At 32.7% G+C, this 11,997-nt stretch carries 12 protein-coding genes; 4 read left to right on the forward strand and 8 right to left on the reverse strand.

Annotated features, from left to right (window positions below):
• The first annotated feature begins 9 nt into the window (after nt 1-9).
• From DXU93_RS10460 to DXU93_RS10470, 3 genes are all read left to right on the forward strand, one after another.
• A complete protein-coding gene (locus DXU93_RS10460; RefSeq protein WP_116881239.1) occupies nt 10-1,266 on the forward strand; it encodes an O-antigen ligase family protein in 1,257 nt (418 codons plus the stop codon).
• 121 nt (nt 1,267-1,387) lie between these two features.
• Entirely contained in the window at nt 1,388-2,845 is a 1,458-nt protein-coding gene (locus tag DXU93_RS10465) for an AsmA family protein (protein WP_116881240.1), read from the forward strand.
• A gap of 13 nt (nt 2,846-2,858) precedes the next feature.
• Nucleotides 2,859-3,527 carry a SanA/YdcF family protein gene (locus DXU93_RS10470; protein WP_240623452.1) on the forward strand — a complete coding sequence of 223 codons (669 nt, stop codon included), beginning with the start codon at nt 2,859-2,861 and terminating at the stop codon, nt 3,525-3,527.
• A 342-nt stretch (nt 3,528-3,869) separates the two neighbouring features.
• Here the strand turns inward: DXU93_RS10470 and DXU93_RS10475 are convergent, their stop codons facing one another.
• From DXU93_RS10475 to DXU93_RS10500, 6 genes are read right to left on the reverse strand one after another with little or no spacing between them, the layout of a single operon-like run.
• Nucleotides 3,870-4,466 (reverse strand): WbqC family protein, encoded by a 597-nt coding sequence (locus DXU93_RS10475; RefSeq protein ID WP_116881241.1) that lies wholly within the window; start codon nt 4,464-4,466, stop codon nt 3,870-3,872.
• Nucleotides 4,466-6,367 carry a signal peptidase I gene (lepB, locus tag DXU93_RS10480; RefSeq protein WP_116881242.1) on the reverse strand — a complete coding sequence of 634 codons (1,902 nt, stop codon included), beginning with the start codon at nt 6,365-6,367 and terminating at the stop codon, nt 4,466-4,468. Before lepB ends, DXU93_RS10475 begins: the two co-directional genes overlap by 1 nt.
• Nucleotides 6,368-6,380: 13 nt before the next feature.
• On the reverse strand, nt 6,381-7,106 hold the full coding sequence (gene dapB / locus DXU93_RS10485; protein ID WP_116881243.1) for a 4-hydroxy-tetrahydrodipicolinate reductase: 726 nt from the start codon (nt 7,104-7,106) through the stop codon (nt 6,381-6,383).
• A 55-nt stretch (nt 7,107-7,161) separates the two neighbouring features.
• Nucleotides 7,162-7,743, reverse strand: coding sequence for a DUF5683 domain-containing protein (locus tag DXU93_RS10490; RefSeq protein ID WP_116881244.1), 582 nt, complete (start codon nt 7,741-7,743; stop codon nt 7,162-7,164).
• Between the two features lie 5 nt (nt 7,744-7,748).
• Nucleotides 7,749-8,648 (reverse strand): ParB/RepB/Spo0J family partition protein, encoded by a 900-nt coding sequence (locus tag DXU93_RS10495; RefSeq protein WP_116881245.1) that lies wholly within the window; start codon nt 8,646-8,648, stop codon nt 7,749-7,751.
• Nucleotides 8,638-9,450 (reverse strand): ParA family protein, encoded by an 813-nt coding sequence (locus tag DXU93_RS10500; protein WP_116881246.1) that lies wholly within the window; start codon nt 9,448-9,450, stop codon nt 8,638-8,640. The genes DXU93_RS10495 and DXU93_RS10500 overlap by 11 nt, the downstream gene beginning before the upstream one ends.
• Before the next feature lie 421 nt (nt 9,451-9,871).
• Here DXU93_RS10500 and DXU93_RS10505 point away from each other — a divergent pair, with 421 nt between their 5' ends.
• Nucleotides 9,872-10,666, forward strand: a complete 795-nt coding sequence (locus DXU93_RS10505; RefSeq protein ID WP_116881247.1) for a M15 family metallopeptidase — start codon at nt 9,872-9,874, stop codon at nt 10,664-10,666.
• Between the two features lie 42 nt (nt 10,667-10,708).
• On the opposite strand, the gene DXU93_RS10510 is transcribed toward DXU93_RS10505, so the two are convergent.
• Together DXU93_RS10510 and DXU93_RS10515 are read right to left on the reverse strand one after the other, a co-directional pair.
• The gene (locus DXU93_RS10510; RefSeq protein ID WP_116881248.1) at nt 10,709-11,620 is read right to left on the reverse strand and encodes a ribonuclease Z; all 912 of its coding nucleotides are present in this window, start codon (nt 11,618-11,620) and stop codon (nt 10,709-10,711) included.
• A 4-nt stretch (nt 11,621-11,624) separates the two neighbouring features.
• Nucleotides 11,625-11,963 (reverse strand): STAS domain-containing protein, encoded by a 339-nt coding sequence (locus tag DXU93_RS10515; RefSeq protein ID WP_116881249.1) that lies wholly within the window; start codon nt 11,961-11,963, stop codon nt 11,625-11,627.
• Nucleotides 11,964-11,997: the final 34 nt, after the last annotated feature.

Below are 11,997 nucleotides of genomic sequence, written 5' to 3' on the forward strand. Positions count from 1 at the left end.
TTGTACCCAATGAAAAATCAAATAATAACAGGATTCAATAATATCGTCAAATCGAGAAGTATAGGAATCTATTTAATGGCCTTTGTTATTCCTTTTCTTTCAGATATGTTGGGGATTTGTATAGCTGTTATTATAGTAGAGCAATTGATTAGAAATCCGAAAATCGATAAAAACCATTTTCTTGCTCAACTTAGTTTTAAGAATCCAGGAATATGGCTCTTACTCTTTTACTTAATGCATGTTGTTGGATTGTGGCAAACTGAAAATATGGGCTTTGCAAATCTTGATTTGGGGATGAAAGCAACATTAGGTATTTTACCTGTTTTCTATCTATTTTATAAAGCTAAAATTGATTGGAATTATTTTATACATTGCTTTATAATCGGGGCATTAATCTCTTTTTTCATCAACTTGATTCTTTCCTTATATTCATATATTTTAGGTGATCGATTCATTTATCTTTTTACAAATGAGAATCTTTCTCACTTTATGCATCGTGGATATTGGGCTGTTTACCTTTCGATAGCCTATTTTTTCTTATTGAAAATTCTTAAGTCTGGTGTTGAAGAAAAATATCTTAAAAAATATATCATCGCTTCTGTGTTGATTGCTCTGGCTATTGTTTTGTCAGGGTCAAAAGTTGGAATGATTTTCGTTTTTGTGTTGACCCTTTGGGGAAGCTCCATTTTGATGAAGACCTTTGATAGAAAGAAAACGATTAAAACTATTTCAATTTTAGTGCTTTCAGTATTTCTTGTACTCCAATTATTTGTTCCTCGTATATTCGATAGGGTTTCTGATTCTTTTAAAACAGTATTGCAACCCATAGAAAATTATGATGTTAATAATCCAAGTAGTACTGCAGCTAGAATTATGGTTTGGGACTCATCTATTGACCTAATCAAAGAAAGGTTTTGGCTTGGGTTTGGTACAGGAGACGTTAAGGATCAATTGATTCAAAAGAATTACGATAATGGATATATTGCAGTTGCAGACAAAAAACTCAATAGCCATAATCAATTTTTTAATTCGCATATTGCTTTAGGGGTTTTGGGAAGTTTGTTCTTATTGTTGACCCTGCTCACTAGTTTTATCAAAAAAGCAGAAGATCCTTTTTGGAGTTGGAGATGTGGAATAATTTTGATGTTGTTTTTTGCTTTATTACCAGAATCAATGTTGGAAACACAAGCAGGAATAATACCTTATGCCTTTTTACTTAGTATCTTACCATCATTTAAAGCTGTAGATTATACCTCCAAATTATAATTACAACTCTTTAGTTTAGTCGATATTTTTCTTTTAATAGATTTAATAAATATGAGCTTTTAACACAAATATAGCTTGGGTTACATCATATTATTTTATCTTTAGTAATTCAAATTAATTCATGAAAGCACTCAAAGGAATACTCATTGGAATTGTGGTAATAGCTGTTTTGCTATTTGCAGGACTGTATGCGTTAGAGTCTTATATTGAAAAACAAATTTCGAAAGAAGAGTCAGTTGAGTATGATGAATTTGAATTGAATTATAAAGGCGATATTCAATTCAAAGGTTTAAGATTCACAAATGATAGGCTAAGTGTAAAAGTTAAGGATATTCAACTTACTTTTGGCTTATCTAAAATTTTATTCTCAGACACGATTTTAATTACGAATGCAGATTTGAATGACGTTCATGTTGATTTGATTAAAGCTGATTCAACAAAATCAAAAAAGCACTACTCCAAGAAAAAGAAAGATAGAAAGCCATTCGCATTAGAAGATTTAAGTGTGAGTAATCTTGATTTTTATGCTTTGAAGGAAGATTCCCTTGGGAAAATAGATACAATGACGTATGTGAATGGAGTAACATTGAACGCGCATTTTGATGATTTAAAGGATATTCAGTTGAGTAATCTTAAGGATTTGAAAGTTGATTACTTAAGACATAACGCAGGAGTATTACACGATATTGGATGTAGTGGATTAACGTATGGAGATCAACAGTTAAAATTGAATACCTTTAAGGTGTTTACACGTTATTCTAAAGAAGATTACATCAATTATATTCCAGAACAAAAGGAACACGTTCAATTGGTTGCACATGCTTTGTCCTTGGATAGTTTAACCTTGGACATCAATCAAAATAAATTAAATCAAATAGCAGTAAATGAAATACAAATTGACTCTTTTGATTTGGACGTTTATAGAGATAAAACCATTCCACAAACTACTCAAATTAAACCCACTTATGGTCAAATATTTCAAAATTTAGGATTTAAAATCGATGGAAATTTATTGAAGGTTGATCATTCAAGTATTTCCTATGCTATGAAAGGGGAAGATGGAAAAATTAGTCAAATAGAATTGAAAAATGTTCATGCTAACGTTAAACACATCAATAATAAGCCTGAATTGGAACAAAATATTTTATTAATTGGTGGTTTTTCTCTTGGTGAAACATCTGATGTAAATGTGGATATTTCTTATAATCAATACGCCAAAGTTGAAACTTTTCAATTAAATGTTCATGCTCAAAATATTGAAACAAGTTCATTAAATAGTATGTTGAAACCTGCGGTAAACGTGGAATTAACAGGTTTTATCACTGAATTAAAGTCTCACATGGTTTCGAAAGGAGATGCGGATGGAAGCTTTATGCTTAAATCCCAAGATGTAGCTTTAGATGTATATAATAAAAAAGGAAAAGAAAGAAAGGTCGTTTCATTTCTTGCCAGTAAATTATTGAATCCACCAATAGAAAAACATAGTGAGGTTGTTGGTTTTGAAAGAGATCCAACAAGATCAATGTGGAGGTATTCTTGGTATTTTATCCTTGAAGGCCTTAAAAACACAATTTTGTAATATTTTAAAAGAATTGAGAACGAAGAATAGAAATATATTTAAAAGAAAAGGACGGTTAATTTTAATCGTCATTTTTGCTAGCTTACTTTTTGCTGGACTATTTGGTTATTTTTCGAATGTTATCGTTGAAAATTCAGCAGAAAACAAAACTTTCGATGATGTAAATAAAATAAGTCAAAATAGAGTAGGGGTAGTGTTGGGAACTGCAAAATATCGTGCTGCAGGTGGAATTAACTTATACTTTAAATTTAGGATTGATGCTGCTGTACAATTATATAAAAATGGGAAAATCGATTTTATATTAGTAAGTGGAGACAACAGCACAAAATATTATAATGAACCTGCATCTTTTAAAGAAGAGCTGATTAAAAACGGAGTTCCTGCAGCTAAAATATTTCTTGATTATGCAGGGTTTCGCACTTTAGATTCTGTTGTTCGCGCATTAAAGGTATTTGGTCAAAATAAAATAACCATCATTTCTCAAAAATTTCATAATGAAAGAGCGATTTATTTGGCCAGTAAAAATGGAATTAACGCTATTGGATTCAATGCTAAAGATGTTGGTCATAATTATGGTTTAAAAACTAAGATTAGAGAATACTTCGCCCGAAGTAAAGCAATTTTAGATGTGGTTTTTGGTGTTGAACCAAAATTTTTAGGTGAACCTATCAGGATCCATTAATCAAAGTCATTTTCAGACAATTTTCTTTTTTACTTATTTCAATAATAGAGTTTGCAGCTGCATGTGGTGTTAATGTAAATGATTGGCTTTATTTCCAAGTCTATGGATAAAGGAATATTGAATGTAATTGCGGTGAAAAAAGTCTATAAAAACGTAAGAGGGAACTGGACGAGCGTCCTAATTCCCTCTTACTAATCAACCTAACCTAACCACCTAAATCGATGTAAAAGTAGTTCAAAGGTTCGTTATATCAAAATTATTTTGAGAAAAAGGTGTTAAAATTTCTAATAATTAGATTAAACCTTAATAATTTTAGATGAATATATTGTTAAGTAGTATAAATTACCGTGGTAAAATATAGTTTCTTGCCAAAGGACCTTCATTCATGAGTAAATCTAAAATTGAAAGATTCGGAAAAAACGGGTATTTATCTGAAAATACTTGGATGTATTCTTTTTGTTCAATGGCAAACTTTTTATGGTCCAATGCAATTCTGTAATCTTCCTCATCTTTTGGAATGATATATTCTTCAGAGTAACTAACTTCAATATCTAAATCTAACCACGAAAAGAGTTGTTCCATGATGTACCGATTGAATTTATAAAGTAATTCTTCTTCGTGAAATATCAATGCTTTTATTTGTGGACCGTAGTAAAAGAAATAGGGGGCATGTTGGTAACTACTTTGAATTGCCTTCCAATGGTCTTTTCTCCAATTTGTTTCGTTGCTGATTTTTACATCTTTCACAGGAGTTTTACTTCCGTTAGGACGAATGACAGGCACGCTAAGATACATCGGACCATTACTTTCAAGTATTTGAGTACGATTTCTCCAAGTCTGTTTTTTGTAATGTTCGTGGAGATCAATTACAATTTTACTTCCTTTTACAATTGATTGAAAATATGGAATGCTCCCAAAGTAATTTGTCGAATAGATCATTATTTAATTTTCGTAAATAATCTTTCAGTTCTTACACCACCATTAGGATCGCTAGAATACCAAACCATTGATGCTCTACCTACAATGTGATCTTCAGGCACGAATCCCCAAACCCTAGAGTCTGCAGAGTTGTATCGATTGTCTCCCATCATCCAATAGTAATCTAGCTCAAAAGTATAGTCTGTAGCTTCCTTTCCATCAATGAAGTATTCACCATCTTTTTCTTCAAATGTGTGCAATTCGTAGGCCGTAATCACACGTTCATACCAAGCCACATTATGTGCATTCAATTCAATTGTTTCTCCTTTTTTTGGTACCCAAAATGATTCAAAGTTTGAAACAGTATTACTATGTGCCAAAGATTTTGGATAATAATTTAAATTATTGATTTTCTGTGAAGCAGTTTGTTCTGCCACGTTTTGACGCTTTGGGTTGATCAACTCAAACTGTGCATCTGGATAGTTTTCTTTCAATGCTTCCAATTCAGTCGCAGTCAAGTTCATAATTCTTCCGTTGTTGTAATAATCACGGTCAATTTCTAAACCATATTTAGATTTCATGACTCGCGGAGAAGGTATTGTTATGTTTGAAACTTGATACTGTAAGTTTTGATGTTCAAAAATTGGTGCTTTTTCACCGTTAACATATACTTGCGCATCTTCAATTCTCAGTGAATCTCCTGGAATACCAATACATCTTTTGATATAGTTTTCCCTTTTGTCAACAGGACGGTAAACAACACCATAATGATTAATCATTCTTCCTTCACTTCCGGAAAAAGTTCTTTTATTTACAGCAATTTCATGTCTGGCTTTATCCTTCCATTCCTCAATGTTATCGATATAGTCTTGATAAATTCCATCAATGATTTTTGATAAGTTTTTATCTAGTTTCTGGGCCTCAATTTGCATTGCACTATCTAAGGCTTCACCTTGATATATCTTTGATAAATCTTGTCTGCGTTTTTGTAATAATGCGTTACTGTTTGGAATTTTACTTTTGTCAATCGATTCCTCAAATAGTCTCTTAGCTTCGTTATTTACAATACCATGATAGTCATGTCCCATTAAACCGTTTGGCATTCTTGGGTCATAAACTGCAGTGTCACCTGAAGGGTAATTGAAAACCACAACGTCATAATTATTGATATTATCCCATCCAGGAAGTCTTGTGTATTCTAGTTTTTCAAGAGTTGTGTAAGACTTTACATTAATCCATGGAATTGTGTTGTGAACCAAAGGAAACGATAATGGAGTAACAGGAACTTTTGATCCATAGGCCATTTTATTTACAACTAAGAAATCACCAACCAATAATGTTTTCTCCATCGAACCGGTCGGAATCTGAAATGGTTCGAAAACATAAGTTCTAATCGCGCTTGCAGCAACTAATGCAAATAAAATACTGTCTCCCCATTCTTTAATAACTGTCTTTTTCCCTTTCTTCTTTTTTTGCATAAAACTTAAAGCATATGCAACAACATGTCCAATTATTGGAAGGGTTAAGAAGAGTACAAGATGATCTCCATTTTTACGTCGTTCAATATCTTTTTGGTTTTCCCAATCTGTAGTATAATTGGGTTGAACTGTTTCATCATTGGCGATTTTAGCCATGATTAAAAATGGGAAGAATATTCCCTGTAGCGTGTCTGTTAATGAGAAAAATCCATGTTTTCTGATATAACTAACATTAAATACCATCCACATGATAATATGGATCCCAGGGATTACCATTAAAAAGGCCCACCATGCTGGTTGACCTGCAATTTTTGATGCAATTGCATAATTATATCCAGGAATAAATGCTTCCCAAGATTTATGTCCTGATTTTTGGAAACTTTTTGGCCATAAAGCCAATATTGGATAGATGATAAAAAATAGATAAAAGTATAAAGCAGACATGTGTTTTTATTTTTTAAGAAAGTGCTAAAACGTCTTTCATTGTAAATATTCCTTTTTTATTTTGAATCCATTCAGCGGAAATCACTGCTCCTAAGGCAAATCCTTCACGGTTGTGAGCTTCATGCGTAATGGAAATAGTGTCAATTTTTGATTGGTACGAAATTGTATGGGTTCCTTTAACATCATGCTCTCTAACGGCTTCAATCTTTAATTTATTGCCACTTTTTGATTTTTTATCATTTTGTGGACAATACCAATCATTGAATTGAGTGTGGTTCTGAAGAAGATCAGTGGCCAATGAGATCGCCGTACCACTTGGAGCATCTAATTTCTCTGTATGGTGAATTTCTGTCATTTCTGGAGTATATTCTTTGTATGGCTCCATTAATTTAGCGAGTTGTTCATTTAATTTGAAAAATAAATTAACACCTACACTAAAGTTTGATGCATGAACCATTGCTCCGTCTTCAGTATCAATTCGATGCTTAACTTCATCATATGATTCATTCCAACCTGTAGTTCCAATAATACTTGGAATCTTGTGAGTTATTAGAAAATTGATGTTATCTAAAACAGAATCAGGTGTTGAGAAATCAATTGCAGCATCTACATTTTTTACCATTTCTGAAGAAAGTGGATTGTCTTTTGTTGCCTTTCCAATTACTTCATGACCACGAGAAACTAAAATTTTTTCAATTTCTTTTCCCATCTTTCCGTAACCCACCAATACGATTTTCATATACTTGTTTTTAGAGTGCTACAAATTTAAAATAATCACTGATTCTTTCGTTTTTTTAGCGAAAATTAAGGTTAAAAGAGAGTCCTGGAGTACGAAAACCTTGCAACGAAGGTCTTATGTTTAAAGATAGGTCTTTTGATATATCAAAATTGACAAAATGTGCTTCAACATGGGCGTCTAAAATGTTTAGTCCATAGACAGCGATAAACGCAAAAATCATTAAATCTCTTGACCTTCTAGCATCTTCAAATAAAGTCAAGATTCCTTGATCATCATACGAAGCGTATGCCTCAAGATTAGGTGATTCATTTTCAGATCTGTATAAATACTCTTCTTTTAAATCTTTTTGTAAAGCGTGATTTTGTAAAAATTTATATCCTGTATATCCAAGTCCAGCATAGATAATAGGAATTTTCCAAAAAGCCTTTTTCTTTCCTTTAGGCATGGCCAAATGATTGTAAATTTGACCTCCACCGGGTATTAAAGAATATAACGCCGCTTTTTTAGGAGAATGTAAGGTGTCCTTTTCTTCCTCAAAAACCTGAGTAGAATCAAGCGGATAGGAGTTTGTGTCAATTTCCTCTTGTGCGGAAGAAACAAATGAAATACAAAGAAAAAGGACTATTGTGAAACGCATTTTTATTATTCGTTCAAGATTTCAATAATACGATTCAAGTCTACCTCAGAGTTAAAGTTGATGATTAACTTACCATTTCCTGTAGGTTGCTTTTTTATTTGAACCTTTGCAGCTACTCTATCAGAAAACTCCTGAGTAAAGTCAACTTGACGGTTGGTTACAACTGGTTTTGCTTCTTTCTTTTTAGGCTCTTCAGTTTTGTTTTTATCCTCACGTAAAATGTTTTCTAAATCTCGAACTGAAAGTTTCTCTTCAATTACCCTTTCAAAAAGGTTTAATTGTTTTGATTCATCTTCAATACCAACTAATGCCCTTGCGTGTCCCATCGAGATTTCATTTTCACGAACAGACAATTGAATTTTTGCAGGCAACTTCAATAAACGCAAATGATTGGTAATTGATGTTCTACTTTTTGAAATTTGCTGCGCTAGTTTTTCCTGTGTTAAATTACATTCTTCAATTAAACGGTGGTAAGACAAAGCAACTTCTATGGCGTTTAAGTCTTGACGTTGAATGTTTTCAACCAATGCCATTTCCAACATTGTTTGGTCATTGGCCACACGAATATATGCTGGAATTTCTTTTAATCCTGCCAATTGAGAAGCTTTAAATCTACGCTCACCAGAAATTAATTGGTAATTGCTTCTGCCTAATTTTCTAACCGTAATTGGCTGAATAATTCCATGAGTAGCAATAGATTCCTTCAATTCATTCAGTGCTGTTTCCTCAAAATGTGTTCTCGGATTGAATGGGTTCGCTTCTATTGAAGAAATAGGTAATAAGGCAACGGACCCCAATACTGAAGAATCTGATAAATCCTCAGAAGTGATGTCAGTTTTTGAACTTTCTAATAATGCACTTAATCCTTTTCCTAGTGCTGGTCTTTTCTTTGAATTAGAGCTCATCTTCTAATGAAATTTTATTGTTGTTGTCAGTTAATTTAACGGCTTCTTCTTTTTGAATTATCTCTCTTGCAAGATTAAGGTAGTTTACGGCACCTTTACTTGTAGCATCATGCATAATGATCGTAGAACCATGAGATGGTGCTTCTGCCAAGTTGGTGTTTCGATGAATTACAGTGTCAAATACCAAATCCTGGAAATGTGTTTTTAATTCTTCCACGACATGATTGGCCAATCTTAAACGTGTATCATAAAGCGTAATTAAGATTCCTTCAATATCCAATTCTGTGTTCAATCGACCTTGAATAATTTTAATAGTGTTCAATAGTTTTCCTAATCCTTCCAAAGAATAGTATTCTGACTGAACAGGAACAATTACTGAATTAGCAGCTGTTAAAGCGTTTACGGTTATTAATCCCAATGATGGAGAACAGTCAATAAGGATGAAATCATAGCGATCTTTTACTTTGTCAAGCACCTTTTTCATTAGGTGTTCTCGATTGGGCATATTGATCATTTCTAACTCGGCACCTACCAAATCTATGTGAGATGGAAGAACATCCAAATTAGGGTTTTCAGTTGTTAAAATCACCTCTGAAGGATGCACATCATTAATCAAACAATCATAAATATTACGTGTTTGTTTTGGATCAAATCCTACTCCGGATGTTGCGTTTGCTTGTGGATCAGCATCAACAATTAATGTCTTGTATTCTAAAACACCAAAACTACCGCCTAAATTGACTGCTGTGGTTGTTTTACCAACTCCTCCCTTCTGATTTGCAATGGCAATTATCTTACCCATGATTTATATAATTTTAAACAGTATAACTCTATTGAAAAAACAAGATACGGAATAAATTTTAACCGAATAGCTTATTGTTTCATTTAAATAATAACAGAATAATGTTAGAAATATTTAATCAGTACTGAACTAATTTTTATCCTTTTGATCAATCGCTTAGTATCTCAATAGTTAGCTTATTTATCTGCCTATTTTAAACAGATTTTCTCAAAAAAACTATTCTGTTATGGTTTAAATATTCTACTTTAGAATGATAGACCAAGTGCAAATATTTCGCTTTTATTTCTATAATCCAACTTAATTTTGAAGTTGTTAATAACTTTAGTTTTGACCTTTATCTAATGACCTATTTTTTGGATAGAATCTTTTAAAATCTTAGAATTATTATAACTTTATTGTTTGAATCTAATAATTGATTGATATGAAATTGAATGCTTTTGGAATGTTGTTTTCTGTACTTTTGTTTGTTGGATGTTCAAATGATGAAAAGTCTAATAATAAGGTGAAATCCGATGTTTGGAGTGAAGATTCTGTTCAGGTTGATAACAGTGATAATTTAGAAAAAGATACAGTTGTAGTAGAAAAGGAGCCAGAGGTCGTGAGTGATTTACAATTGAAAATGGAGGCAGCAGGTTTAGTCGATATCCAAGCGGTAGATCCCACTATTCATGTAGATGTAAAGTATGCCACTGATGATAATTTTATGAATCGTGTTTTATATCCTGGCTATGACAAAGTTTATCTTCAACCTGTTGTTGCGGAAAGATTATCCAAAGCTCAAAAAGCATTACAAGCTATAGATTCTACGCTTACTTTATTGGTTTTTGATGGAACACGTCCACGCTCTGTTCAACAAGAAATGTGGGATGCCTTAGATACCATTCCTTTTAAGGAAAGAGTGAAATTTGTGAGTAATCCAAAAAACGGTTCAATTCATAACTATGGTTGTGCTGTAGATTTAACCATCATGAATAAATATTCTAAAGGAGTTTTGGATATGGGAGCAGGTTATGATGATTTAAGAAAAATTGCCTATCCGCGCCATGAAGAGAAGTTTCTGGCCTCTGGAGAATTGACAATTTTACAAGTTCAAAATAGAAAATTATTGAGGGATGTCATGCGTAAAGGAGGTTTTTGGGTCATCGAAACTGAATGGTGGCATTTTAATGCTTTTTCAAGAAAAAAAGCCGATGAAATGTTTGAAGCAATAGAGTAATTTATTTATTCAAGTTCTCACCCCGTTTTATTTCCAGAAAGACTAAACATGGAAAATTTCCCCATCTGTAGGGATGTAAACTCTTTCAAAAATGCTTTCCGCTTCAAGCTGGTGATTTTCCATTGATTTATATCTTGCTGAAAAATGACCGAGAATTAATCGTTTGGCATTTGATTTTAACGCAATTGTTGCCGCTTGTTTAGCTGTTGAATGAAATGTTTCTACAGCGCGTTCACTTTCTTTGTCTAAAAATGTGGCTTCGTGATAAAGTAAGTCAACGTCTTTTAAGGAATCAATTAGTTCGGGTAAATAAGCAGTGTCCGAACAAAAAGCATATGATTTTATTGGTTTTGGTGGAAAGGTAACATCTTCAGATTTAACTATTCGTCCTTCGTTGTCCATGATGTCATCTCCTGCAATCAATTTTTGAATATAAGACCTACTTGCTCCAGAAGCTTCAAATGCTTCTACGTCTAATCTTCGTTTACCAGGTTTTTCATTGATGCGGTAGCCTTGCGTTTGAATACGATGTTTCAATGGGAAAGTGTGAATTTCGAGGCACTTGTCTTCAAAAACGATTTGCTTTGCGTTAGTTTCTAGTTCAGTAAATTCAAGCGGAAAACCATTGTATAGTCCAGACAATTTGAATTGATTCAATAAGAATTCCTTGATGCCTTTTGGACCAATAATTTTAAGTGGATCTTGACGACCTAAAAGTTGCATAGTACTGATGAGTCCTGGTAAACCAAAAACATGGTCTCCATGAAGATGTGAAATTAAAATAACCTGAATATTTTGAAACTTCACCTTGAATTTACGCATTTGGATTTGCGTTCCTTCTCCACAATCGATTAAAATTGTTCGCTGATTACATGTAACAAGTTGGGAAGTGGTACCTCTTTTTAACGTAGGAACAGCAGCGCCAGAACCTAATATTGTAACATTAAAACTCATTGAATTAAACTATTGCTTGCTCCGCTTCTTCTAAATTTTCTGTGATGGTTAAAACACGGTGAAGTTGAGCAATTTCTATCATCTTTTTTACATTGGGTTGAAGTCCTGTAAGAATAAATTTACCATTTGAGTTTTTACAAAGACGATTGGCAGATAATAATGCGCTTAAACCCGATGAGTCACAATAACTAGATTTAGTTAAATCAATGATGATGTTACTCACGTTGTTTTTATTGATGCCTGAAATAATAGATTTTAATTCAGAGGCATTCGACATGTTTATTTTATCAACTGTTGAAGAGATAATGCTATAGTTTTCTTTGTTTAATGTTTCGAAATTCATTTCAGGTTCGTTTCTTCAAAAATAATAAAATATA

Source organism: Brumimicrobium aurantiacum (assembly GCF_003402975.1).
GTDB classification, from domain to species: Bacteria; Bacteroidota; Bacteroidia; order Flavobacteriales_D; family Crocinitomicaceae; genus Brumimicrobium; species Brumimicrobium aurantiacum.

Coding starts and splice junctions, on each gene's coding strand:
- lepB (WP_116881242.1), bottom strand. CDS start 6,367: ATGTCTGCTTTATACTTTTATCTATTTTTTATCATCTATCCAATATTG.
- DXU93_RS10505 (WP_116881247.1), top strand. CDS start 9,872: ATGAAATTGAATGCTTTTGGAATGTTGTTTTCTGTACTTTTGTTTGTT.
- DXU93_RS10460 (WP_116881239.1), top strand. CDS start 10: ATGAAAAATCAAATAATAACAGGATTCAATAATATCGTCAAATCGAGA.
- DXU93_RS10500 (WP_116881246.1), bottom strand. CDS start 9,450: ATGGGTAAGATAATTGCCATTGCAAATCAGAAGGGAGGAGTTGGTAAA.
- DXU93_RS10490 (WP_116881244.1), bottom strand. CDS start 7,743: ATGCGTTTCACAATAGTCCTTTTTCTTTGTATTTCATTTGTTTCTTCC.
- DXU93_RS10475 (WP_116881241.1), bottom strand. CDS start 4,466: ATGATCTATTCGACAAATTACTTTGGGAGCATTCCATATTTTCAATCA.
- dapB (WP_116881243.1), bottom strand. CDS start 7,106: ATGAAAATCGTATTGGTGGGTTACGGAAAGATGGGAAAAGAAATTGAA.
- DXU93_RS10495 (WP_116881245.1), bottom strand. CDS start 8,648: ATGAGCTCTAATTCAAAGAAAAGACCAGCACTAGGAAAAGGATTAAGT.
- DXU93_RS10510 (WP_116881248.1), bottom strand. CDS start 11,620: ATGAGTTTTAATGTTACAATATTAGGTTCTGGCGCTGCTGTTCCTACG.
- DXU93_RS10515 (WP_116881249.1), bottom strand. CDS start 11,963: ATGAATTTCGAAACATTAAACAAAGAAAACTATAGCATTATCTCTTCA.
- DXU93_RS10465 (WP_116881240.1), top strand. CDS start 1,388: ATGAAAGCACTCAAAGGAATACTCATTGGAATTGTGGTAATAGCTGTT.